We start from the raw sequence: 24,278 nt of genomic DNA on the forward strand, positions 1-24,278 counted from the left end.
TACACGGTCAGAGACATTTCACGCGGACGGAGATTTCCTTTGCAAGTCATTGAAACGGCGTTGCCCGGTGTCCTCATCATCATCCCGGCGCGGTTCGGTGACGAGCGCGGATTCTTCAGTGAAAGCTGGAACAAGGCGCGGATGGCCGAGGCCGGCGTGACCACCGAATTCGTTCAGGACAATCACTCGCTCTCCAGCGCGGTCGGCACGGTGCGCGGGCTGCACTACCAATCCCCGCCCCACGCCCAGGCCAAGCTCGTCCGCTGCGGACGGGGCCGGATCTTCGATGTGGCCGTCGACGTGCGCCGCGGCTCCCCGACCTACGGGCAATGGATCGGCGAGGAGCTCAGCTTCGAGAATGGCAAGCAACTGCTGATCCCCGCCGGCTTCCTGCACGGCTTTTCCACCCGCGCGCCGGAGAGCGAAATCATCTACAAATGCTCCGATTACTACGCGCCGGAGTGTGACGGGGCGGTGCGCTTTGACTGCCCCGAGATCGGCATCGACTGGGGCCTTGAGGGCGCGCCATTGCTCTCGGCCAAGGATGCCGCCGCGCCGACCCTCGCGGACTGGACCTCGCCCTTCACCTTCGGAGAGACCGCATGAAACTCCTCGTCACCGGCGGCGCCGGGTTCATCGGATCCGCCGTCGTGCGTCTGGCGGTCACGCGTGGGCACGAGGTCGTCAACCTCGACGCCCTGACCTATGCGGCCTGTCTTGAGAACGTCGCGCCTGTGGCGGACAGCTCGCTCTACAGCTTCGAGAAAGCCGACATCCGCGATCGCCCCGCGCTCGACCGGATTTTCGCCGCGCACAAGCCCGACGCGGTGATGCACCTTGCCGCCGAGAGCCACGTGGACCGCTCGATCGACGGGCCCGCCGCCTTTATCGAGACCAACGTCACGGGGACGTTCAACATGTTGGAGGCGGCCCGGAGCTATTGGGAAAGCGCGGGCCGGCCCGAGACGTTCCGCTTCCACCACATCTCGACCGACGAGGTCTTTGGCACATTGGGCGCGACGGGGCAGTTCACCGAAGAGACGCCCTACGCGCCCAACAGCCCCTATTCCGCCTCCAAGGCCGCCTCTGATCACCTCGTCCGCGCCTGGCATGAGACCTATGGCCTGCCCGTCGTCCTGACCAATTGCTCCAACAATTACGGGCCCTATCACTTCCCCGAGAAGCTCATCCCCGTGGTCATCCTCAACGCGCTCGCGGGCAAGCCGCTGCCGATCTACGGCGATGGCTCCAACGTGCGCGATTGGCTCTACGTGGAGGACCACGCCGACGCGCTCCTGCTGGTGCTGGAGAAGGGCGCTCTGGGGCGATCCTACAACATCGGCGGCGAGAATGAGCGCAGCAATCTGGAGCTTGTCCAGACGCTCTGCGACATCCTCGACGAAAAACGCCCGCGCGAGGACGGCAAGGCCTATGCCGCGCAGATCACTTTCGTGAGGGATCGCCCCGGCCATGATGCGCGCTACGCCATCGACCCCGAGCGCATCCGGACGGAGCTCGGCTGGCGGCCCTCGGTCACGGTCGAGGAGGGGCTCGCCCGGACGGTGCAATGGTATCTCGACAACGAGGACTGGTGGCGCCCCTTGCTAAACCGCGATGGCGTCGGCAAGAGGCTCGGCGCATGAGGCTTCTGGTCTTCGGCGCGACGGGGCAGGTGGCCCGGGAATTGCGCGCGCGCGCACCCGAGGCGCGGTTCCTCGCCCGCCAGGACGTGGATCTCACCGATCCCGCCGCTTGTGCCGCCGCGATTGCGACGAGCGATGCGGAGGCGGTGATCAACGCCGCGGCCTACACCGCCGTGGACAAGGCCGAGAGCGAAGAGGCGCTGGCGCTGGCGATCAACGGCGCGGCCCCCGGCGCGATGGCCGAAGCCTGCGCCGCGCGCGGGCTGCCTTTCGTGCATATCTCCACCGATTACGTCTTTGACGGCTCGGGCGACGCGCCCTGGACCCCGACAGACCCCACCGGCCCGCTCGGCGCTTATGGGCGGACCAAGCTCGCGGGCGAAGAGCGCATCCGCGCGGTGGGCGGGGTCTTCGCCATCCTGCGGACATCCTGGGTCTTCTCCGCGCATGGCGGCAATTTCGTCAAGACGATGCTCCGGCTTGGGGCCGAGCGCGACAAGCTGACCATCGTCGCCGATCAGATCGGCGGGCCGACGGAAGCGGGCGATATCGCCGAAGCCTGCCTCACCATCGCCGCCGCGCTCGCCGCCGACCCGGGCAAGAGCGGGACCTATCATTTCGCCGGCGCGCCGGATGTCTCCTGGGCCGATTTCGCGCGGGAGATCTTCGCGCAGTCGGGCCTCTCCTGCGCCGCCGAAGACATCCCCAGCTCGTCCTACCCGACGCCCGCCGCCCGTCCGGGTAACTCCCGGATGGACTGCTCCGCCACCACCGCCGCCTTCGGCATCCCGCGCCCCGACTGGCGCAAAGGCCTCGCGCGCGTGCTCACCCAACTCAACGAGGGCTCCTCATGACAAAGCGCAAGGGCATCATTCTGGCCGGCGGCTCCGGCACGCGGCTTTATCCGATCACGGTCGGCATCTCCAAGCAGCTCCTGCCGATCTACGACAAGCCGATGATCTATTACCCGATCTCGGTGCTGATGCTCGCCGGCATCCGCGACATCGCCATGATCACCACGCCCGAAGACCAAGCCCAATTCCAGCGCACGCTGGGCGACGGCAGCCAATGGGGCCTGAGCCTGACCTACATCGTCCAGCCCTCGCCTGACGGGCTGGCGCAGGCGTTCATCCTCGCCGAGGAGTTCCTCGACGGGGCGCCCTCCGCCATGGTGCTGGGGGACAACATCTTCTTCGGCCACGGGCTGCCTGACCTGCTGGCCGAGGCCGATCGGCAACCGGGCGGGACGGTCTTCGGCTATCACGTCTCCGATCCCGAGCGCTACGGCGTGGTCGCCTTCGACGAGGCCGGGCAGGTCCGCCAGATCATCGAAAAGCCCGAGGTGCCGCCCTCGAACTATGCGGTCACCGGGCTCTATTTCCTCGATGGCGATGCGCCCAGACTCGCGCGCGAGGTCAAGCCCTCGTCGCGCGGCGAGCTGGAGATCACGACGCTCCTTGAGATGTACCTCGCGGCCGGCAAGCTGAACGTCCAGACCATGGGCCGCGGCTTTGCCTGGCTCGACACCGGAACCCATGCGAGCCTGCTGGATGCGGGGAATTTCGTGCGGACACTGGAAAACCGGCAGGGGCTCCAGACCGGTTGCCTCGACGAGATCGCCTACGAAAACGGCTGGACCAGCCGCGAGGAGCTTGAGCAACAGGCCGAGCGCTACCGCAAGAATGCCTATGGCCGCTACCTCACGTCGCTTTTGAAATAACGCGCGGGTCCGGGCCGAAACCGGGGCCGTCGCGGCAATGCGATGGACAGGACCGGTGCGCTTGCCTAAACCTGTGACGGGACAGGAACATTCTGGGGGACATCATGCGGCGGTTGGCTTGGATTTGCGCGGGTGCGCTGTGCGCCGGTGCCGCGTTCGCGCCGGTCTGGGCCCATGCGCGGCAGAGCCTTGAGGGCGCGCCGCGGCTCTCCTTTTACGGTGTGCCCGGCCTCGTCGAGACGCCCGATGCCGCGGTGATGCCCGATGGCACGCTCTCGGCCACGCTGAGCGCCTTCGGGTCGATCCGCCATACCGCGATCAACTACCAATTTGCCCCGCGCCTGAGCGGGACATTCCGCTACAGCCGTTTCGAAGGGCTCTTTCCCGAGGGCCGAGAGGAAGACGCCTATTACGACCGCAGCTTCGATCTCAAGTTCCAGATCCTCGAGGAAACGGCGCGCCGCCCGGCCCTCGCCGTCGGGCTCACGGATTTCCTCGGGACGGGCCTTCTGGAGAGCGAATACCTCGTGGCGAGCAAGACCGTTGCGCCGGGCCTCACGCTGAGCGGCGGCATCGGCTGGGGGCGGCTCGGGGGCGACGGGGCGCTTGGCCGGATCGGCTCCCGGCCCACGGCGCTGCGCGGCGAAGGCGGCATTCCCAATGTCGATCGCTGGTTCCGCGGCCCGGTCAGCGGCTTCGGCGGGCTGCGCTATGCCCCGCCGGACGCGCGCTGGAGCGCGGTGCTGGACTACTCCCCCGATCCTTTCGAGGCCGAACTTGCCGACGGGATCATCGAGCACGAGACCCCCTGGAATTTCGGGCTCGACTACCGTTTCCGCAACGGGGCGCAGCTCTCGCTCTACTCGCTGCACGGCGCCGAGATCGGCGCGCAGCTGAGCATCCATCTCAACCCGCATGTGCATCCGGTCCCCTCGGGGCTTGAGCCCGCGCCGCTCCCGGTTGCGCCCCGCCAGAGCGCGGGCGATCTCGGCTGGGTGAGCGATGGCGCCACCGCCGCGCGCAGCCGCGACGCGCTCGCGCAGCTCCTCGACGGGGAGGGCATGCGCCTTGTGGGGCTCGAACTCGCAGACACGCGCGCAACCCTTCGCCTCGCCAACGGGCGTTACAGCGCCGAGGCCCAGGCCATCGGCCGCGCCGCCCGGGCGATGAGCCGCACCTTGCCCGCGTCGGTCGAAGAGTTCCGCATCGTCCCCATCGTGGATGGGATGGCGCTCTCGGCGGTGACCGTCCGGCGCAGCGATATCGAGGCGCTCGAATTCGCCCCCGCAGAGGCGATCCGCGCCCGGGCCGAGATCGCCGAAGCCGACCTCGCCGGAGCCAACGCCGACCAAGAGATCGCGCCGCGCCTCTCCTGGTCAATCGCGCCCTATCTCCAGCTCAGCGTTTTCGATCCCGAATCGCCGCTCCGCTCGGACCGGGGTCTGCGCTTCTCGGCGGCCTACCGCCTTGCGCCGGGGCTGGTGGCGTCCGGGGCGATCAATGCCAAACTGGCGGGCAATCTTGACGATATCTCGCGGCGCGACGAAAGCGGATTGCCCCGGGTGCGCACCGATGCCGCGCTCTACTCCAAGGAGGGCAATCCGGCGCTCTCCTACCTGACGCTGACCCAATTCACCCGCCCCGCCGAGCATCTCTATGCCAAGTTCGAGGCCGGGTATCTGGAGCCGATGTTCGCCGGGGTGGCGAGCGAGCTGCTGTGGAAACCGGTGGACAGCCGGCTGGGCTTCGGCGTCGAGCTGGCCTGGGCCCGCCAGCGCGATTTCGACCAGAGGTTCGGGCTGCGAGACTATGACACCGTGACCGGCCACGCTTCGGCCTACTACGATTTCGGCAACGGCTACCTCGGGCAGCTCGACGTGGGCCGCTACCTCGCCGGTGACTATGGCGCGACCGTTTCGCTCGACCGGGAATTCGCCAACGGCTGGCGCGTGGGGGCCTATGCCACGCTGACCGACGCGGAGCCGGAGGATTTCGGCGAGGGATCCTTCGACAAGGGCATCCGCATCACCATCCCGACGAACTGGACCCTCGGGACAGCATCGCGGCAGGACAACACCATCGACATCCGCTCGTTGACCCGCGACGGCGGCGCGCGCCTCAATCTGCGCAACCGGCTGCACGACAAGGTGCGCGACTACCACACGCAGGAGATCAGCGAAAGCTGGGGGAGGTTCTGGCGATGACACGGCTCTTCACCGCGGCGCTCGCGCTGGTCTTGCTCGCGGGCTGTTCGAGCGATCCGAACTATCGCTCGCCCATGGTCACGGTCGTCCAGCAGCTTCGCACGCAGCTCACGCTGATGCGCGAGGCGCAACAGCTGCCCCCTCCCGAAGCGGTACTTGCGGCGACCGAAGCGCCGGTGATCCTCGTAACGAGCGAGAGCACCGGGCTGGCGGGGTATCTGGTGGAAATCGAAACCAACGGGCCGGTGCACACCTTCGGCACCTCCGACCGGCGGAGCATGAGTTTCAATGGCGGTCTGCTGGTGGCGACGCGCGGGCTTGGGGACGATCTGATGTCGACCGATGTGACGGCGGCGCTGGCCGCGTTGCGCGGGGCCACAGGAGCAGTGACCGCGGGGCCAGAGTTCACGGCGCGGCGCGAGGTTCTGCTTCTCGGTGGCGCCGGGGGGAGCGAGCGTTTTGTCTTCGATTGCACCTACGCGCGCGTCGAAGACGGGGTCGTGACCGAGCGCTGCGCGGGGCCGGAAGCGCGCTTCACCAACAGCTTCAGCGTCGGACCCGACGGCCATCTGCTCCGCTCGCGCCAGTGGATCAGCCCCAATCTCGGCTCGGTCGACATCCAGCACCTGCGGCACTGACCGCCGCCCGCCGCGCTATCTCTCCGGGGCCGCGCCGCAGCGTTGCCAGCCATCCGCGCTGACCTCGTAGCGCACCGTGCCCGCCGGGCGGAAGCGCCCGCGCTCGCCCACCATCCGCGTGGCCGAGACGGCCCGGCCCGAGCAATCGAGGATGGCGAAATCGTTTGGCGTCCCGCGCCGGCGGGTTGAGAGGCCGGTCCCGCAATGGAGTTGCAGCGTCATGTCCGCGCCCTTGCGGCGGATGAAGGGCTCGAAGAGCCACTGGTGCAGATGGCCCGAGAGGATCATATGCGGCCCCGCCGCGGCCCAGGTCTCCAGCGCCTTGGGCGCGCCGACCATCAGTTTCTTTTCGACCTCGGGCGCATGGTGAAACGGATGATGCGCGACGATGATGGGCAGCCGCCCGCCCGCGCGCGCGATCGCCTCGGCGATCCGCTCCCGGTCCGCGCGCCGGACGCGGCCGCGCTGATGGGCGAAGGGGTCGGCGGTGTTGAGCCCGAGGAGCAGCACATCGCCAAGTTCCTGCTGCGGGGCGAGCTCATGCGCGATCCAGCGGCGGTAGGGCCCGTAGGGCGCGAGGAGGCGCAGGGGCAGATTGAAGAGCGGAATGTCGTGGTTGCCGGGCACGCCGATCCACGGCCGCCCGAGCCCGCGCATGAAGGCGCGCGCGGCGCGAAACTGGCTGGCGCGGGCGCGCTGGACGAAATCCCCGGCCATGACCACGAGATCCGGCGCGGCGGCCTCGATCGCCTCCGTCAGCGGCCCGAGGAGCTCGGGGTCCTCGCGCCCGAAATGCAGATCGCTGATCTGAACGAGACGGATCACGCCGTCGCGGCCTCTGGGCGGGTGTCGCTTTGGGCGCCTGCGGCCCGCTCGGCGGGGATGCGCACTCGGAGCGCATCGCGCAGGATCTCGAACTCGAAGGGCGCCTTCATCCGGCAACGCTCGCCGTCGAGCGCCACGAGGCGCGCGGCGCGGCGCGTTTCGACCACCACCCTCTCGCCGGTCAGGAGCGTGTAGTCGCGCCCCTGTCGTACGCCGCCAAAGGCGATGCGCAGCGCCTTCCAGATCAGCAGGAACCGCCCGCAATCGGGCGCGAGCAGGAGGGCGAACTTGCCATCGCGGATCGCTTCGGCGCCTTTGAATCCGAATTGCTCAAGCTGGTAGGCGCTCATCGCCGCGAAGATCATCGGCGCGCGGGCGCTGCGTTCCGTGCCATCGACGGTGATGCGCATCTGGAGCGGACGATAGACCGTCACCATCGCCACCAGCACCGACCAATAGGCGGCCAGCCGGGAGCGGCCCCAGCGGTCATAGACCGTCTCGCGGATGCGCAGGATGAGCGGGTAGAGGCCGATGCTGGCGTTGTTGATGAAGATCTCGCCGTTGACCGAGCCGAGGCTGACCGGCGCGCTCTCGCCGGTGCAGATCGCGTCGATGGCCTCGTCGAGCTCCAACGGGACGCCGATGCGGCGCGCGAAATAGTTGAACGTACCGCGGGGCAATACGCCGAGATCGGTGCCACGCCCGGCCAGCGCCGCGGCCACGGCGCAGATGGTCCCGTCGCCGCCGGCGGCAATGACGCACTCAGGCTCAGCGCGCTCGACGGCGGCGATGACCTGCGCGCCGATGTCGCTGTCCGGCGAGAGCTCGACCAGCTCGGCGCGCCAGCCGTGTGTGGCAAGCCGCTCCTTGATCCGCGCGCTCTCGGTGTCATCCGTTCCGGTGCCCGAGGCGCGGTTGAGCACCACGAGGCAGCGCGGGCCGGTGGTGTCTTGGGCGTTTGCCATGTTGGTCTCTCCTGCTGACGCAGGACAAACGCGGGTGAGGCCGGTCCGTTCCCATGGGTCAGAGATAGACTGAATTTGAGCCGCTGGCGTCAATCCGATCCGAGCAGTGTGGCAAGTGTGCGCTGATCTGGAAGTCCGGTGACAGGCAATCCGCGCGCCGTTTGGAACGCGGTCAGGGCATTGGCGAGCTCGGCGTCTTCGGTGCCGGGGGGGATGCCAGCATCGGCCAGCGCATCCCGGACCTGGGCGAGAACCGCCTCGTAAAGCACGGTGATCTGATCACCATTGCGCATGGCCACGAATTCCGACGGCTCGGTGAGCGCGCCGGGCGCAAGATAGCGCACAAGCTCTTGCGCCGCACGTTCGACGCTCGCATCTGGCTGCGCGCTACAGAATTGCCGGATCAACCCCAGCGTGATGCCGGGCGTTTGCCAAGGGCTGAGATCAAAGATTTCCGGCATCAGCCGGTGATGTGCGGTGAGATAGCCGGTGAGCCAGGCGGCGGTTTCGCGCAGTTCGGGCGCGGCCGTGTCCATCGCCCTGAAGGCGGCGCAGCTGGTCCGGCCCGGGCCTTCGACGGCGTAGCTTTGCGCCGGGCTTTGCTGCGCCTGGGCGAGGAGGAGCGCCGCGGCGATGAGCGTCGCGGGGCCGCGCGGGCTGGACATCGTGATCAGGAAGCGCGGCGGCGTATGCGCGCGACTGCGAGCCCGCCAAGGCCCGTGAGCAGGAGACCCATCCCCGCGGGAAGCGGCACCGTGGACGGTGCGCCGACGGTTTCGACCAGTGCGGTCTGGGTGATGGCCGTGTTGGTTCCCGCGCCGGCGAAGCCGAATCCGGCGACGAACGTCACGAAATCGCTCGGGTCGATGGCGTTGGCAGTCCAGATCCCTTCGAGCTTGAGCGCGCGCACGCCGTCCGCTTCCGCGAAGGTCAGCGCATTGGCCGCAAGGTCGCCCGGATCGGAGGGCAGGACGTTGAACACCTCGCCATCCCGCGCGCCGCCCACAACTGTGACCTTGTACCCCGCGAAACCGGCGGGGACGGCCACGGCGCCTTCGGACGGGGCGATGAACGTGGTGATTACGCCATCGCCTTCCAACGCATAGAGGTAACCCACGGCGATTTCGGGATCGATGAAGACGATGTCCCCGGCCCCGGCACCAGCCACGTCGAAGGAAAATACCGGCGCGTCATCGCCGTCTCCAGCCGCGCTGGGCAGGAGCGGGCTCTCTTCGCTGCTGCCATCGGCGGCGCCGAAGTTGGTGAAGCTGAGATCGCCCGCGACGATCTCGCTGGAGACGCTGGTTTCATACTTCAGATGTCCCGCCGCGTAGGAAACGCCGGTCGGGAGTGTGCCGTCTTCTGTGTAGTGGCTCGATTCTTCGTATTCCATCATGGTGACGCGCAGGCCCGAGAAGAAGCTTTCATGGCTGTCAAAATCGCCCGCGTCATATTTCTCGAACCAGTCGTCCTCGAAGCCCATGAAGAGCGTGACACCGGAGGACTCGATGCCCGGTTCATCTTCAGAGTTGGCGTTGATCGCGAGGATATCGAGCGCCTCACCACCCTCGCCAACCACGGCGTTGTTGAGCGCAAAGACCTTGGAGCTGGTCATCAGGCCGGTGTCGACGACCGCGCCGCCGACGCTGACTTTGAAGATCGCGACGTCTGCACTCTCGCCGAGGAACTGGGCGTCGTCGGTGCTCGGGTTGGTTTCGAGAACGTCGATCGACTCGATGAAGCTTGCGTCGAAGGTCCATGTGCCGGTGACGGAGGCGCTGCTGGTCACAACCGAATCCGCCGTGGTCGGGCTGGTCGGGATCACGGAGCTGTCCCAGACACTGGCTTCGTCCTCCAGAATTCGGAGGTATTCATCGAAGAGGGCGTAACCCTCATGGATCGGATCAAAAACGCCCTGGTTGTCGTGGTAGTAGCTGGGGGACCAGCCGACCGCGACGTCCTGCGTGACGTCAAATGATCCGGTGACCTGAAAGGTCGAGGCGCCGGCAGCCGAAGCTGTCAGGCCGAGGGCGATCACGGCGGTACGAAGCAGGACGGATCGGGAAGTTTGTGTGTCGGAAAAATGCATTGCGCCGTCCTGACTTTGCCATCTCGTTCAATTGGTATCTAAAAAATCAACTTCGGTCAAAAGTGGTAACCGGCGCGCAATCGCGTGGAATGAGACTGTACACGACTGGATCACACGCAGGCGCGCCCTACTGAAATCCAAATGCCAGCAGGCTCGAAGCGCTTCAAGGATTTCGGTGTTTGCGGCAGGCAGCCTCCGGCAAAACTCAACCGACGTGGTCAAACTTTCCGCAAGCGCAGGCGCCGATATCGCTCACAGAGGGCGATTCGACGGTCGCGGGGGGATCGAAGTTCGGGATTCCGGGGAACTCTGAGGCCCCCCGGAATCCGGGAATAGGCTCAGTAGCGGTAGTGCTCGGGCTTGAACGGGCCTTCGGGCGTCACGCCGATATAGGCGGCCTGATCCTTGTCGAGCGTGGTGAGACGGGCGCCGATGCGGCCAAGGTGGAGCCGGGCGACCTTCTCATCGAGATGCTTGGGCAGGATGTAGACCTTGTTGTCGTACTCATCGCCCTTGGTCCAGAGCTCGATCTGCGCCAGCACCTGGTTGGTGAAGGAGGCCGACATCACGAAGCTGGGGTGGCCGGTGGCGTTGCCGAGGTTCAGCAGGCGCCCCTCGGAGAGCAGGATGATGCGGTTGCCCGAGGGCAATTCGATCATGTCCACCTGTTCCTTGATGTTGGTCCACTTGTGGTTCTTGAGCGCCGCGACCTGAATTTCGTTGTCGAAATGGCCGATGTTGCCGACGATGGCCATGTCCTTCATCGCGCGCATGTGCTCCAGCCGGATCACGTCCTTGTTGCCGGTGGTGGTGATGAAGATGTCGGCGGTGTCGACCACGTCTTCCAGCAGCACGACCTCGAACCCGTCCATCGCCGCCTGCAGGGCGCAGATCGGATCGACCTCGGTGACCTTCACGCGCGCGCCCGCGCCGCGCAAGCTCGCGGCCGAACCCTTGCCCACGTCGCCATAGCCGCAGACCACGGCGACCTTGCCGGCCATCATCGTGTCGGTCGCGCGGCGGATGCCATCGACGAGGCTTTCCTTGCAGCCGTATTTGTTGTCGAATTTCGACTTGGTCACGCTGTCGTTGACGTTGATCGCGGGGAAGGGAAGCTGGCCGTCGCGGACCAGTTGGTAGAGGCGGTTGACGCCGGTGGTTGTCTCTTCGGAGACGCCCTTGATCTGGTCGCGGGTCTTGGTGAACCAGCCCGGGGACGCCGCCATGCGCTTGGCGATCTGGGCCTTGATGACGGCTTCTTCCTCGGATTCCGGTACGGGGATGATGTCCTCGCCCGCCTCGGCCCGCGCGCCGAGAAGCACGTAGAGCGTCGCATCGCCGCCATCGTCGAGGATGAGGTTGGGGCCGTCCTCGAAGAGGAAGGATTTGTCGAGGTAATCCCAGTGCTCTTCGAGCGTCTGGCCCTTGATCGCGAAGACCGGAACGCCGCTTTCGGCGATGGCCGCCGCCGCGTGGTCCTGGGTCGAGAAGATGTTGCACGAGGCCCAGCGGACATCGGCCCCGAGCGCCACGAGGGTCTCGATCAGCACGGCGGTCTGGATCGTCATGTGGAGCGATCCGGTGATGCGCGCGCCGGCGAGCGGCTTGGCCTCGCCATATTCCTCGCGCAGCGCCATCAGCCCGGGCATTTCGGTTTCGGCGATATCGAGCTCCTTGCGGCCATAGGCGGCGAGGGCGATATCCTTCACAATATAGTCACCGGACATGTTACAAACTCCGAAATCCAGTTGGGTTGGCGCGACGGGTATCATCCCGCGACCGCGCCCGCAACGGTTGTCGCCGCGCAGGGTTGAGGCTTCATTGACGGGGGCGCTGCGCCGTTCAGGAGGCCTTGGGCATGAGCCGCGCCGGCAGGTTGTTGGCCCATGTGCTGATGGTGCCCGCGCCGAGGCAGACGACCATGTCACCGGGCCGCGCCTGTTCGCGCACCAACCGTTCAAGCTCGTCCTCGCTCTCGACGGTGCGGGCGTGGCGGTGGCCATGCTGGACGAGCCCGGCCACCAGATCGCGGTGGCTGGCGCCGGGGATCGGGTCCTCTCCCGCGGCAAAGACCTCGGCGATGCCAACCACGTCGGCCTCGTTGAAACAGGCGCAGAAATCCTCGAAGAGTGTCGAGAGGCGGGAAAACCGATGCGGCTGATGCACGGCGATCACGCGCCCCTCGCAGGCTTGACGCGCGGCTTTCAGGACGGCGGCGATTTCCACGGGGTGGTGGCCGTAGTCGTCGATGATGGTCACGCCATTCACCTCGCCCACGCGGGTGAAGCGCCGGTTGACGCCCCCGAAGGCGGCCAGCGCGCTGCGGATCTCGTCCTTGCGCATCCCAAGGTGCCGGGCCACGGCAATGGCCGAAAGCGCGTTGGAGACGTTGTGATCCCCCGGCATCGGCAGGCTACAGCCCTCGATGGCCGTGTCCTCGCCCTGCAGCGCCACGTCGAAATGCGCCACGCCGCCTTTGTAGTGCAGGTTCACCGCCCGCACATCCGCCTGGGCATTGAAGCCGTAGGTGATCACGCGCCGGTCGCTGATCTTGCCCACCAGCGATTGCACCTCGGGGTGATCGGTGCAGCAGACGGCGAGGCCGTAGAACGGGATGTTGGAGACGAAATCGAGAAAGCCTTGGCGCAGGTTCTCGATCGAGCCCCAATGCTCCATGTGCTCGGGGTCGATATTGGTCACGATGGCGATGGTCGCGGGCAGGCGGTTGAACGTCCCGTCGCTTTCATCGGCCTCGACGACCATCCACTCGCCCTGGCCCATCCGCGCGTTGGAGCCATAGGCATGGATGATGCCGCCGTTGATCACCGTGGGGTCGATCCCGCCCGCATCGAGCAGTGTGGCGACCATCGTCGTCGTGGTGGTCTTGCCATGGGTGCCGGCGACGGCGACGTTGGATTTCAGGCGCATCAGCTCGGCCAACATCTCCGCGCGGCGCACGACGGGCAGCCCGCGGGCGCGGGCGGCATCAAGCTCGGGGTTGCCCGGCTTGATCGCCGAGGAAATGACGACGACAGAGGCATCGCGCAGGTTCTCGGATTGCTGGCCCACGAAAATCCTGGCGCCAAGCTCGCCGAGCCTGTCGGTGATCTTGGAGCGTTTGAGATCCGAGCCCTGAACCGTGTAGCCGTGATTGATCAGCACCTCGGCGATGCCCGACATGCCGATGCCGCCGATCCCGACGAAATGGATCGGCCCGACGTCGGAGGGGAGTTTGGTTGCTGGGCTCATCTCGTACCTGCCTCGATTGTTACCTTACCACGGTTTTGCCCGCCGCGCCGGGCGCGCTTCTTTCCTGCCCCGCGAGCGTTTCGACAAGGGCCACCAGCTTTTCCGTCGCGTCGCGGCTGCTCACGCTGAGCGCGCCATGGGCCATCTGGACGGCGGCGGCCGGATTGCCGAGGATGCTGGCGATGGTCCGGGCCAATGCCTCGGGGGTGAACTGGCTCTCGGGGATCAGCACGGCGGCCTCGGCCTCGACCAGCCCGCGGGCGTTGGCGGTCTGCTCATCGCGGATCGCGGCGGCGAGCGGCACGAGGATCGATGGCCGGCCGATCACCGAAATATCGGCAACCGAGGAAGCCCCGGAGCGGGAGATCACAAGCTGCGCCTCGCTCATCCGGCTCGGCAAATCGGTGAAGAAGGGCTGGACATCGGCATCGATCCCGGCCCCGGCATAGGTCTCGGCGGCGCGTGCGCCGTCCTCTTCGCGGGCCTGATGGCTCACGCGGATGTTGCGGCGCAGCGCCTCGGGCAACCGGGCCACCGCATCGGGGACCACATCGCTGAGGATCTTCGCCCCCTGACTGCCGCCGATCACCAGAAGGGACATCGGATAGTCGCCGGGCGGAATATAGGGCGCGCCCTCGCGCTCCATCACCGCCCCGCGCACCGGGTTGCCCACGTGAATCCCCTCGATCCCCTCGGGCAGCGCCGTGGGCCACGTCCCGCAGGCGACCGCATCAACGCGAGAGGCGAAAAGCTCGTTCACCCGGCCCAGCACGCCGTTCTGCTCATGGATCATCCGCGGCAGTTTCAAAAGCCAGGCCGCCGCCATCGCCGGGATCGCCGGATAGCCGCCGAAGCCCACGACAACCGCGGGCCGGTCCCGCCGAAACTGACGTAGCGCCGAGGCGACGCCGCCGAGGATGCGAAACGGCACGCGGGCCTTGGCCGCCAGCCCGCCGCGCGCGAAGGTCGCGCTCGGGACGACCTCGATCGTGACCGAATGGGGAAACCCGCCGGTATAGCGCGCGCCCCGCTCATCGGTGCTCAGCACCACCCGCCAGCCACGGCGCAGCATCGCCTCGGCCAGCGCCTGGGCCGGGAACATATGCCCGCCCGTGCCACCCGCAGCGATCACCATAAGCGGTGCGACCATGCCTCTGTCTCCTGATGTCCGGCGTCGGCCCGCTCCCTATCCCGGGTTGGGCGGCGCCGCAATTTACCTGTAGCGCCCGCGCAAGATATCGCCGATCTCACCCTGCGGACGTGTCCGCGTGAAGGCCAGGAGCATCCCGATCGCGATGCCGCCCGCGATCAGCGACGAGCCGCCATAGCTCACGAAGGGCAGGGTCATCCCCTTGGCCGGCAGCAGCCGGACCGCGACGCCCATGTTGATCATCGCCTGAACCCCGAACATCGCCGCGAGCCCGGTGCCCGCCAGCCGGATGAACGGGTTGCGCTCGCGCATCAGGCGCAGGAACGACCGCACCACCACCGCCGCGTAAAGCGCGATGATCGCCAGCACGAGCACCAGCCCGTATTCCTCCGCCGCCACGGCGATGATGAAATCCGTATGCGCATCGGGCAAGGACCACTTGACCTCGCCCTCGCCCACGCCCACGCCGAAAAACCCGCCCTGCTGGATCGCGTTGGTGGCATAGCCGAGCTGGGTCGTGGGATCGACCTCGGGGTTGAGAAACCCGTCGATCCGCCGCGCGAAATGCTCGCTCCCGCCATAGGCGACCATGCCGCCAAGGATCACGAGCCCCGCCATCCCGACCAACAGGATCATCGGCGCACCGGCCACGAAATACATCACGCCCCAGCCAAAGAGGATGAGACAGGCCTGCCCGAAATCGGGCTGCATGGTCAGGAAGCCCACGATGACAAGAGCAAGCGCAAGGCTGATCTTGATCCCCGGCGGCCCGTTGATCTCCTGACTGGCCCCCATGAGCCAGGCAGCGACAATGACGAACCCGGGCTTGAGAAACTCCGAGGGCTGCACCGAGGCAAACCCGAGACTGTACCAGCGTACGGCTCCCTTGCCGAAATCGGTCCCCAAAACGGGCAAGAACATCAGCGCGATGAACGCCCCGAGAAACCCGATAACCCCAAGCCGCCGCACCAGATCGGGAGACATCATCGACGTCACCAGCATGACCAGAAGCGCCATCCCGCCGAAAATCGCCTGCCGCTCGACATAGTGAAACGGCGCGAACCCATTGCGCGATGCCAAGGGCGGACTCGCCGCAAGCCCCAATAGGATGCCGATCCCAAAGAGGATCAGGATGCAGGACAGCGACCACCGGTCAACCGTCCGCCACCACTTGGGAAGAATCGGATCAACGACCCGCGCCGGGGCCGTCCCGTAGACCATTTCCGTCATGGAAATCCGCCTGTTTTGCTCTGCCTCATGATGCGGGTCAGTGCCCGCGTCCCCTCTCATCGGGGGTATTGCCGGAATCCTAGCCCAATTTCGCCCCACAAGACCAGAAAAAACCAGCGCCGTGCCCGCGCCCGACGCTCAGGCGCTCCTCGCGCCCCTTCTTCTCTTGCAAAATACTCCGGGGGAGGACGCGCCAGCGGCCGGGGGCGGAGCCCCCAACCTGCCTCAGAGGTGATCGACCTGCGGCATCCCCAGCACGTGGAACCCGCCATCCACCCGGATGATCTCGCCCGTGGTACAGGCCCCGGCCTCCGAGATGAGATAGACCGCTGTCCCGCCGACCGCCTCCAGCGTCGCATTGCTGCGCAGGGGGGCGTTCTGGTCGGTGTGCTTGTAGGTCTTGCGCGCGCCGCCAATGGCCGCGCCGGCGAGCGTCTTCATCGGCCCGGGCGAGATCGCGTTGACGCGGATCCCTTCGGGCCCGAGGTCATTGGCAAGATAGCGCGTGGCCGACTCCAGCGCCGCCTTGGCCACACCCATCACGTTGTAAAACGGCGTGACCCGATTGGACCCCTGATAGGTCAGCGTGAGAAGCGTCCCACCATTGTCCGTCATCAGCGGCTGCGCCCGGCGCGCCACGTCGATGAAGCTGTAGGCCGAGATATCGAGCGATGTCTTGAAGTTGTCGCGGCTGGTGTCGATGATCCGGCCCGAGAGTTCCGACTTGTCGGAATAGGCGATGGCATGGACCACGAAATCAATCGTCGGCCAGCGCTCGGCGAGCTGGTCAAAGGCGCGGTCCATCGCCGCGTCGTCGGTGACATCCACGTCGACCATGAAATCCGAGCCCACGCGCGCCGCCAGCGGCTCCAGCCGCTTGCCAAAGGCCTCGCCCTGGTAGGTGAAGGCCAGTTCGGCCCCCGCCTGGTGACAGGCCTGGGCGATGCCCCATGCGATCGAGCGCTCGTTGGCAACGCCCATGATCAGCCCGCGTTTGCCGTTCAGTGACAAGCTCATGGCACCCTCACCCGTGATATTTGCTCAACAGCATCGAGCCATTCGTGCCGCCGAAGCCGAAGGAATTGGTCATGACCGTCTCAAGCCCTGCGTTCTCCACCAGCTCGGTGGCGATTTCCGCCGGGTTCAGCGCCGGATCGAGCGTCTCGACATTGATCGAGGGCGCGATGAAATCGTGTTCCAGCATCAGCAGGCAATAGACCGCCTCCTGCGCGCCGGTCGCGCCCTGGCTGTGGCCGGTCATGGATTTGGTCGAGCTGATCGGCGGGGTGCTGCCCTCGCCGAAGACGCGCCGTACCGCCTCGACCTCGCCCACATCGCCCACCGGGGTCGAGGTCCCGTGCGCGTTGATGTAGCCGACCTTGCGCTCGCCCAGAGTCTCAAGCGCGACACGCATCGCCCGCTCGCCGCCTTCGCCCGACGGGGCGACCATGTCGTGCCCGTCCGATGTCGCGCCGTAGCCCGTCACCTCGGCATAGATCTTCGCGCCGCGCGCCTTGGCGTGCTCCAGCTCTTCGAGCACGAGCATCGCCCCGCCGCCGCCGATCACGAACCCGTCTCGATCCGCGTCAAAGGCGCGGGAGGCGCGCTCGGGCGTGTCGTTGAATTTCGAGGACATCGCGCCCATCGCGTCGAAGAGGCACGAGAGCGTCCAGTCCAGTTCCTCACCGCCACCGGCGAACATCACGTCCTGCTTGCCCAGCATGATCTGCTCGGCCGCGTTGCCGATGCAATGCAGCGAGGTGGAGCAGGCGGAGGTGATGGAATAGTTCACGCCCTTGATCTTGAAGGCCGTCGAGAGGTTGGCCGAGATCGTCGAGCTCATGCATTTCGGCACGGCGAAGGGCCCGATCCGCTTGGTCGCGCCGGTTTTCAGCACGGTCTGGTGCGCGGCGAACATGGCCGAGGTCGAGGGCCCGCCGGAGCCGGCCACCACGCCGGTGCGCGGGTTGACCACGTCGCTCTCTTCGAGCCCCGCATCGGCGATCGCCTGGGTCATGGCGATATGGGCATAGGCCGCGCCCGGGCCCATGAAGCGCAGCGTACGCTTGTCCACATGCTCGGCCACATCGATCTTGAGATCGCCGGCCACCTGGCTGCGAAACCCGTGTTCGGCCATGGCCTCGTTGAACCGGATGCCGGATCGCCCGGCCTTGAGCGAGGCGAGAACCTCCTGGGCATCGTTGCCGATCGACGACACGATCCCCAGCCCTGTCACTACAACGCGACGCATGTTGCCTCCCTAACTTTGGTCAGGAGCTATGTAGGCTGGATGAGGGGGCGGGTTCAAGGCGCGAAGCCTGCGCGGGCGGAGCCGCCGCGCCGCAACGGGCCCCGCGGGCTCTCGCCGCGCCGGAGTTCGGGCCCCGGGCGATCGCGGGGCGCGCGACGAATTGGTTAAGAAAATCTGGACAATTGGTAAATTTGCCTGTTTGTTAAGCAAATTGAAAACAAGGGGAGAGTGTTATGAGAGTTTTGAACTCTGCTATTGGGGCAATGGCTTTTGCGATGACCTTTGCCGCCGCCGCCGAGGCCTCGACGATTACGCCAGACATCATCTGGGGCAGCGGCAACGTCAACCGGGGCTTCACCGTCGAAACCACCGGCAGCCTCGAGCTCGGTATCCGCGCCAAGCAGCGGTTTCCGGCAAGCGATGCGATCGGCGTCGGGATCGTTCAGGATGTCGCCGGAAACTATCTTTTCGACTCGTCGACCTCGACCGCACCCGCAGGCCGGGCGATGTGGTCCTTTGACTGGTCCGTCAACACCAATGTCGATGGCGTTGGCGGCAACCTCAACATGTTCACCTACCTGATCGAGTTCGACACCGACGCGACGGTCAACGAAAACTACTCGATCGCCTATGATCCGTTCTCGAATTTCTTCTCGGGCTACTACCTGGGCACCAACGCCACGACCAATGGCGAGGAAGACGGAAACGAATACAATATCCTGTCGCCCGGCGACCTCGCGCTCCACAACGTGGCCCAGAACTCGGTTCAGCCGCAATGGATTGGCGGGCCGACCGGCTCGGGTCAGTTCGGTGTCCGCCTGTCGGCCTTTGACGGCGGTGTGTTGGTCGGATCGGTCGAGATTCAGGCGATCGTCGACGATCCCGCGCCGATCCCGCTGCCTGCGGCGATGCCGCTTCTGCTCGCGGGCATCGGGGGGCTGGGCGCGTTCGCGCGGCGCCGGCGCAAGAGCTGATCGCCGGGGGCGTGGCCCAATTGCCATGACTGAGATTGCAGCGGGGCGCAGTGATGCGCCCCGTTCTTTTGTTCGTCCTGTGCTGATCGGGCGCCGAGACGCGCCAGTTCCTCAGGTCTCGCTGAGCGCGACCTTCATGTCCTTAACCTGATAGATCACCTCGCCATCGGCCTCGACCGTGCCATCGGCCACGCCCATGGTCAGCCGCCGGGTCTGGACCGCCTTGGTGAAATCGACGTGATAGGTAAGCAGCTTGCGGTCCGGACGGACCATCCCGGTGAGCTTCACCTCGCCCACGCCGAGCGCATAGCCGCGCCCCTTCCAGCCGCGCCAGCCGAGATTGAACCCGGTGAGCTGCCACAGCCCGTCGAGCCCGAGACAGCCGGGCATGATCGGATTGCCGGGGAAATGGCACTCGAAGAACCACAGGTCCGGCGTGATGTCGAACTCGGCGCGGACATGGCCCTTGCCGTGGCTGCCGCCATCGCCGGAGATCTCGGTGATCCGATCCATCATCAGCATTGGCGGGGCCGGAAGCTGGGCGTTGCCCGGGCCGAAGAGCTCGCCGCGCGCGCATTTCAGCAAGCCTTCCTTGTCGAAACTCGTCGGATACTCCGTCATCTGTCCTGCCCTTCCCAAATCGTGCATCTTTTATAGCGCAACCGCGCGTTGTGAGCCCTCTAGCATCGCAGCGGCGCGCAAGGCAACAGCCGCAGCCGACCGCCCCCTCGGGATGGCGGCGGCGTCAAACCGCGACAATTGCAATTGAATTTCGCCGCAGGGGCGCAGTATAAGATGCATTGTAGCAGAGTGAGGCATTGGAATGTCACAGGACGCCAAACAAGACTGTGCCCGGTCGGAGGCCGCCCGGCGCGGAGCCGATTGGCTGACGCAGGCGGGCCTGCGCCCGACGCGGCAGCGCGTGGTGCTGGCCGAGCTTCTCGTCGGGGACGGCAAGCACCGGCACGTGACGGCCGAGAGCCTCTTTGCCGCGGCCCAGGACAAGGATCAGCCGGTCTCGCTCGCCACGGTCTACAACACGCTGCGCGCCTTCTGCGAAGCCGGGCTGGTGCAGGAAGTCATGGTCGACGGGACCAAGAGCTACTTCGACACCAACACCCACGATCACCCGCATTTCTTTTGGGAAGACAATGGCCGGCTGAGCGATGCGCCCGCCGACCAGCTCAAGATCGCGCGGCTGCCCGATATCCCCGAGGGGGCCGAGATCGCCTCTGTCGAAGTGGTGATCCGCCTGCGCCGCAAGTAGGCCCGCGGTTTTTCCGAAGAGCGGTTTTCGAAAGTTTCCCCTCAGGCGAGGTTGAGCGAGCGCGCGATGGCGGCGGCGTGGGTCCGGTTGCGGGCGGCGAGTTTGCGGCTCAGCGTGCGCACGTGCAGCTTGACGGTCACCTCCTGAATGAGCAGCTCCCGGGCGATTTCCTTGTTCGACTGCCCCGCGCAGATGCCGCGCAGGACCTCGTGCTCGCGCTTGCTGAGGTTGACGGTGTGCGCCTCCTCCTCGCGGTTCATGAACTCGAACGGCACGAAGACATCCCCGCCGATCATGATCTGTGCCGCGCCATAGATGGACTTGGAGGGCAGCGTCTTGGGGACGAACCCCGCCGCCCCGGCCTCGACCGCATCCTTGGCGACCGCGGGCGCCGCCGTGCCGGAAATCAGCGCCACCGGCTGGCCCTCGTTGTGATCGATCATCTGGCGCAAGCCGGCCAGCCCGCTCATCCCGGGCATGTTGTAGTCCAGCAGAACCAGATCAAAGGGCCCATCCGTCCGCACCAGATGCATCGCCTCCTCGAGGTTCTTGGCGGCGAAAACCTCCTTGGCCCCTTCGGCGAGCAAAAGCGCGGCGATAGCGTCTCGGACAAGGTTGTGATCGTCGGCGATCAGAAGTCGCATGGGCAGCCCTTGGACAGTGGTGTTGCACGTTGGTAGCCGTTGCCGCGACGATTGCGAAGTGGGCGCAGAAAAAAAGGGCACAATCCCGCCGGTTTGGTAAATTTTACGCGCCCCGAGGTCGCGCGCGCGCCCAAATAGCACGCCGGACCTATCCGAAAGGTTAGGTGCCTATCCGATTGCGCCGGTGACCGGCCGCGCCCAACCATGCAACAATTTTTCATGTTCTTTGTTTTAGTCCGCCGATACCGGAGCCCGATTTGATGACCAGAGTAGCGCAGTTTCTTTCCATTTGCGTCTTTCTGGTGTCGGGCCTCGCGGCGGGAGCCGAGCAGCACGACGCGACACTCGATCAGCCGCAAGGTGAGGTGATCCTCACCATCTCCGGCCAGATCGCGCGAACCAACGGCGAGGGGGTCGCCCGGTTCGATGCCGCCATGCTCCGGTCACTGGGACAGGAAACGGTGAAGACAAGCACGCTCTGGACAGAGGGCGTGCAGGAATTCACCGGCACACCGCTTGCGGCCATCATGGAGGCCGTCGGGGTGCAGGACGGAAAGATCGTAGCCACGGCGATCAACGCATACTCGGTCGAAATACCACTCACGGATGCGATCGAGGGGGGGGCTCTTGTTGCGTATGAACGCGAAGGGGAAGCGATGAATATACGCGACAAGGGCCCCCTTTGGGTCATATACCCCTATGACGACAACCCCACCTATCAGAGCGCTGTGGCCTATGCCCGCAGTATCTGGCAGCTGGAAAAAATGGAGATTGTTCCCGATTGAGGCGCAGCCGCCTTCGCGAGATCCTGAACGGCCTTGAGGTTCCTGGACGGCTCAAGGCGCTCACGGCCACCCGGTCCGGTGGTGTGCTGCTGCTCGGGACCGTGCTGCTCCTTGTGATCGGGATCACCCTGCTGAGCACCCACGCCCGCAACCAGATCGACAACCTCACCGCCGCCAACTCCGGCGCGCGACAGTGGTCCATGGCCCAGGCGGAGGTGGAGTTTCTCAACTACCAGACCGCGCTGCTCACCGGGATCAGTGACGAGACGCCTGACCTGCGCGCCCTGCGCCGCGCCTTCGACGTCTTCTACAACCGCATCGCCATCATCGCGAGCGGCCGGACCTTCGAGCTGTTGCACGAAGATCCCCGCAGCGCCCGCGACATCGCGAACATCGAGCGCTTCATCGCGCGGACCATGCCTCTGATCGACGGGCCCGACGCGGCGCTGCGGGCCGCGCTCCCCGAGATGCTGGTCGAGGCGCGCGCGATCCGGCCCAGCGTGCGCGAGCTGACGGTGCGCAGCATGACGCTTTATGCGCGCTCCTATGACAACGGCCGCGCCCGGATGGCGGGCAACCTGTCGCAGATCGCGCTGCTGACCGGTGCGCTCGTGGCGCTGCTTATGGCGGGGCTTCTCGCGCTCACGGCGCTCTCCCGCGTCGCGCAAATCCAGGCGCGCGAAATCACCCAGGCGAGCGCGCGGATCACCGCGATCGTCAAGACCTCCCTCGATCCGATCATCGTGGTGGGCCCCGACGGCCGGATCCTTGAATTCAACGACAGCGCCGAGGAAACCTTCGGCTATTCGCGCGACGAGGCCACGGGCGCAAACCTGCTTTCGCTGCTGGTCCCGCCCCACCTGCGCGAGGAATACGCCGCCGGGATCAAACGCTTCCTCCGCGAGGGGGGCGAAGATCTGACCGACAATGGCCGCATCCGCATCGAGGGGATGCGCCGCGACGGCAGCCATTTCCCGGTCGAGGTCTCGCTCACCTCGTCGCAAACGGCAGACGGCCAGATCCTCATCACCTATGTGCGCGATATTTCGGCACGCGTTGCCGCCGAGCGAGAGCTGATGCAGGCCCGCGACCGCGCCGTCGCCGGGGAGCAGACCAAGGCGAACCTCCTCGCCGTCATGAGCCACGAGATGCGCACCCCGCTCAACGGGCTTCTGGGGACGCTCGATCTGTTGCAACGCACCGCGCTCGACCCGCTGCAGGAAGACTACGTCCGGATCATGACCCGCTCGGGCGGCAGCCTGCTGCACCATGTCAACGACGTGCTCGATGTGCTCAAGATCGACAGTGAACGGCCCGAAATCGAAAGCGCGCTGTTCGACCCGGTCCCCCTGATCGCTGATGTGGTCGAGGAGCAGGAAGAGACCGCCCGCGCCCGCGGCAACACCATCCGGCAGGACCTCCCCGATGCGGGCACGCTCAGCGTCGTCGGCGACGAGATGCGCTTCCGCCAGGTGCTCCAGAACCTGCTGAGCAACGCCATCAAGTTCACCCGCAATGGCGAGATCGCGCTGGGCACGGATTTCGACCCGCACCGCGCGGAAATCACCGTCACGGTGACCGACACCGGCGCAGGGATCGACAGCGAGAACATCTCGCGCATTTTCGACGATTTCGTGACGCTCGATCCTGCCTATAATCGGATCAACGAAGGCACCGGGCTCGGGCTCGGCATCGCCCGGCGGCTGGTCGAGGCGATGAACGGCTCGCTCGGGGTCGAGAGCGAGCCGGGCGAAGGGTCGGTCTTCTGGTTCCGGCTGCCGGCGCTGGCGCAGGTCACGAACGAAGAGGTCGAGGGGAGCGAGGGCGCCGACACCCGGCTCGATGCGGCGCCGACCCCGCTCGATGTGCTGGTGGTGGAGGACAACGAGATCAACCGTTTTGTGGTGCGCGAGATGCTCAAGCGGCTGGGCCATCGGGTCACCGAGGCCAAGAACGGCCACGAGGGCATCGCCTGGACCAAGGCGCGGCGGTTTGACCTCATCCTGATGGACATCAGCATGCCGGTGATCGACGGGGTGGAGGCGACGCGCCACATCCGTCAGGGCGGCGGGCCAAACGCGCACCAGCCGATCATCGCGCTCACTGCCCATGCGATGCCCGAAGATTTCGACCGGTTCCGCGAGGCGGGTGTGAGCGAGACCGTGACCAAACCCATCGATCTCGGGGCGCTCTCCGCCCTTCTGGGGCGCATCCCGCAGGGCGGCGCGGGGGAGCGCGACTGGCCGCGGGAGGATCCGCGCGCGCTGCTCGATCTTGAGGTGCTCGAAGATCTGCGCCGCGCGCTGGGCGAGGCCAATTTCACCCGGATGCAGTCTCAGTTCCTGCGCGAAACCGAAGACGCGCTGGAGGCGGTGCAAGGCTCGGCGGAGGGGACCACGGCGCAGGATTACGCCAGCGAAGTCCACCGGATCGCCGGCTCCACGGCGATATTCGGCGCGCGCCGGTTGCGCGAGCTTCTTATCGAGCATCGCCAACTGGTCCTCGATGGCGGGCTGGACGCGGCTTGTGACCAATGGCTCGAAATCTGGGCGGTCTGGAAGGACACCCGCGCCGGGCTGACGCAGGAAGCGCCCGCCGTCCCTGTCCGCATCAGCGCCTCATGATGGACGCGGGTCACGCCGCG

The 24,278-nt window shown here is 66.3% G+C and carries 22 protein-coding genes; 10 read left to right on the forward strand and 12 right to left on the reverse strand.

The genetic code is table 11. The features are described from left to right. The first annotated feature begins 39 nt into the window (after window positions 1-39). From rfbC to BM353_RS05215, 6 genes are all read left to right on the forward strand, one after another. Window positions 40-606, forward strand: a complete 567-nt coding sequence (rfbC, locus tag BM353_RS05190) for a dTDP-4-dehydrorhamnose 3,5-epimerase (protein ID WP_245759570.1) — start codon at window positions 40-42, stop codon at window positions 604-606. Beyond that, entirely contained in the window at window positions 603-1,643 is a 1,041-nt protein-coding gene (gene rfbB, locus BM353_RS05195) for a dTDP-glucose 4,6-dehydratase (protein ID WP_092077333.1), read from the forward strand. The genes rfbC and rfbB overlap by 4 nt, the downstream gene beginning before the upstream one ends. Further along, window positions 1,640-2,497, forward strand: coding sequence for a dTDP-4-dehydrorhamnose reductase (gene rfbD / locus BM353_RS05200; RefSeq protein ID WP_092077336.1), 858 nt, complete (start codon window positions 1,640-1,642; stop codon window positions 2,495-2,497). Before rfbB ends, rfbD begins: the two co-directional genes overlap by 4 nt. Further along, window positions 2,494-3,363 carry a glucose-1-phosphate thymidylyltransferase RfbA gene (gene rfbA / locus BM353_RS05205; RefSeq protein WP_092077339.1) on the forward strand — a complete coding sequence of 290 codons (870 nt, stop codon included), beginning with the start codon at window positions 2,494-2,496 and terminating at the stop codon, window positions 3,361-3,363. The genes rfbD and rfbA overlap by 4 nt, the downstream gene beginning before the upstream one ends. Window positions 3,364-3,467: 104 nt before the next feature. Beyond that, a complete protein-coding gene (locus BM353_RS05210) occupies window positions 3,468-5,567 on the forward strand; it encodes a YjbH domain-containing protein (protein ID WP_092077342.1) in 2,100 nt (699 codons plus the stop codon). Further along, window positions 5,564-6,205: a YjbF family lipoprotein gene (locus tag BM353_RS05215; RefSeq protein WP_092077345.1), complete on the forward strand. Its 642-nt coding sequence runs from the start codon at window positions 5,564-5,566 to the stop codon at window positions 6,203-6,205. The genes BM353_RS05210 and BM353_RS05215 overlap by 4 nt, the downstream gene beginning before the upstream one ends. Before the next feature lie 15 nt (window positions 6,206-6,220). Here the strand turns inward: BM353_RS05215 and BM353_RS05220 are convergent, their stop codons facing one another. From BM353_RS05220 to fabB, 10 genes are all read right to left on the reverse strand, one after another. Further along, window positions 6,221-7,030, reverse strand: coding sequence for a metallophosphoesterase family protein (locus BM353_RS05220; RefSeq protein WP_177220453.1), 810 nt, complete (start codon window positions 7,028-7,030; stop codon window positions 6,221-6,223). Beyond that, the gene (locus BM353_RS05225; RefSeq protein WP_092077351.1) at window positions 7,027-7,995 is read right to left on the reverse strand and encodes a diacylglycerol/lipid kinase family protein; all 969 of its coding nucleotides are present in this window, start codon (window positions 7,993-7,995) and stop codon (window positions 7,027-7,029) included. The genes BM353_RS05220 and BM353_RS05225 overlap by 4 nt, the downstream gene beginning before the upstream one ends. 89 nt (window positions 7,996-8,084) lie before the next feature. Further along, entirely contained in the window at window positions 8,085-8,660 is a 576-nt protein-coding gene (locus BM353_RS05230; RefSeq protein WP_092077355.1) for a peptidoglycan-binding domain-containing protein, read from the reverse strand. 5 nt (window positions 8,661-8,665) lie between these two features. Further along, complete coding sequence (locus BM353_RS05235; RefSeq protein WP_092077358.1) at window positions 8,666-10,084, reverse strand: VPLPA-CTERM sorting domain-containing protein; 1,419 nt, start codon at window positions 10,082-10,084, stop codon at window positions 8,666-8,668. A 338-nt stretch (window positions 10,085-10,422) separates the two neighbouring features. Next, window positions 10,423-11,811 carry an adenosylhomocysteinase gene (gene ahcY, locus BM353_RS05240; protein WP_092077361.1) on the reverse strand — a complete coding sequence of 463 codons (1,389 nt, stop codon included), beginning with the start codon at window positions 11,809-11,811 and terminating at the stop codon, window positions 10,423-10,425. Window positions 11,812-11,926: 115 nt separating this feature from the next. Continuing rightward, the gene (gene murC / locus BM353_RS05245) at window positions 11,927-13,333 is read right to left on the reverse strand and encodes a UDP-N-acetylmuramate--L-alanine ligase (protein WP_092077364.1); all 1,407 of its coding nucleotides are present in this window, start codon (window positions 13,331-13,333) and stop codon (window positions 11,927-11,929) included. Window positions 13,334-13,352: 19 nt separating this feature from the next. Continuing rightward, window positions 13,353-14,483, reverse strand: coding sequence for a UDP-N-acetylglucosamine--N-acetylmuramyl-(pentapeptide) pyrophosphoryl-undecaprenol N-acetylglucosamine transferase (locus tag BM353_RS05250; protein ID WP_092077368.1), 1,131 nt, complete (start codon window positions 14,481-14,483; stop codon window positions 13,353-13,355). A gap of 63 nt (window positions 14,484-14,546) precedes the next feature. Next, window positions 14,547-15,713, reverse strand: coding sequence for a putative lipid II flippase FtsW (ftsW, locus tag BM353_RS05255; RefSeq protein WP_092077371.1), 1,167 nt, complete (start codon window positions 15,711-15,713; stop codon window positions 14,547-14,549). A 225-nt stretch (window positions 15,714-15,938) separates the two neighbouring features. Beyond that, window positions 15,939-16,730: an enoyl-ACP reductase FabI gene (locus BM353_RS05260; protein WP_092077374.1), complete on the reverse strand. Its 792-nt coding sequence runs from the start codon at window positions 16,728-16,730 to the stop codon at window positions 15,939-15,941. Window positions 16,731-16,737: 7 nt separating this feature from the next. Continuing rightward, window positions 16,738-17,964, reverse strand: coding sequence for a beta-ketoacyl-ACP synthase I (fabB, locus tag BM353_RS05265; protein ID WP_092077376.1), 1,227 nt, complete (start codon window positions 17,962-17,964; stop codon window positions 16,738-16,740). Window positions 17,965-18,227: 263 nt separating this feature from the next. Between fabB and BM353_RS05270 the strand changes: the two genes are divergently transcribed. Continuing rightward, window positions 18,228-18,938 (forward strand): VPLPA-CTERM sorting domain-containing protein, encoded by a 711-nt coding sequence (locus BM353_RS05270; RefSeq protein WP_245759571.1) that lies wholly within the window; start codon window positions 18,228-18,230, stop codon window positions 18,936-18,938. 111 nt (window positions 18,939-19,049) lie between these two features. On the opposite strand, the gene fabA is transcribed toward BM353_RS05270, so the two are convergent. Next, on the reverse strand, window positions 19,050-19,559 hold the full coding sequence (fabA, locus tag BM353_RS05275) for a bifunctional 3-hydroxydecanoyl-ACP dehydratase/trans-2-decenoyl-ACP isomerase (protein ID WP_092077382.1): 510 nt from the start codon (window positions 19,557-19,559) through the stop codon (window positions 19,050-19,052). 202 nt (window positions 19,560-19,761) lie between these two features. On the opposite strand from fabA, the gene irrA reads away from it, so the two are divergent. Continuing rightward, window positions 19,762-20,205, forward strand: coding sequence for an iron response transcriptional regulator IrrA (irrA, locus tag BM353_RS05280; RefSeq protein ID WP_092077384.1), 444 nt, complete (start codon window positions 19,762-19,764; stop codon window positions 20,203-20,205). A gap of 41 nt (window positions 20,206-20,246) precedes the next feature. Here irrA and BM353_RS05285 read toward each other — a convergent pair whose 3' ends face one another. Then, complete coding sequence (locus BM353_RS05285) at window positions 20,247-20,849, reverse strand: response regulator transcription factor (RefSeq protein ID WP_092077386.1); 603 nt, start codon at window positions 20,847-20,849, stop codon at window positions 20,247-20,249. A gap of 260 nt (window positions 20,850-21,109) precedes the next feature. On the opposite strand from BM353_RS05285, the gene BM353_RS05290 reads away from it, so the two are divergent. Both BM353_RS05290 and BM353_RS05295 read left to right on the forward strand, forming a co-directional pair. Further along, entirely contained in the window at window positions 21,110-21,634 is a 525-nt protein-coding gene (locus BM353_RS05290) for a putative pterin-binding protein (protein WP_218155459.1), read from the forward strand. Further along, complete coding sequence (locus BM353_RS05295; RefSeq protein ID WP_092077391.1) at window positions 21,631-24,258, forward strand: hybrid sensor histidine kinase/response regulator; 2,628 nt, start codon at window positions 21,631-21,633, stop codon at window positions 24,256-24,258. The genes BM353_RS05290 and BM353_RS05295 overlap by 4 nt, the downstream gene beginning before the upstream one ends. Window positions 24,259-24,278: the final 20 nt, after the last annotated feature.

Source organism: Poseidonocella sedimentorum, from assembly GCF_900116005.1.
Taxonomy (GTDB): Bacteria; Pseudomonadota; Alphaproteobacteria; order Rhodobacterales; family Rhodobacteraceae; genus Poseidonocella; species Poseidonocella sedimentorum.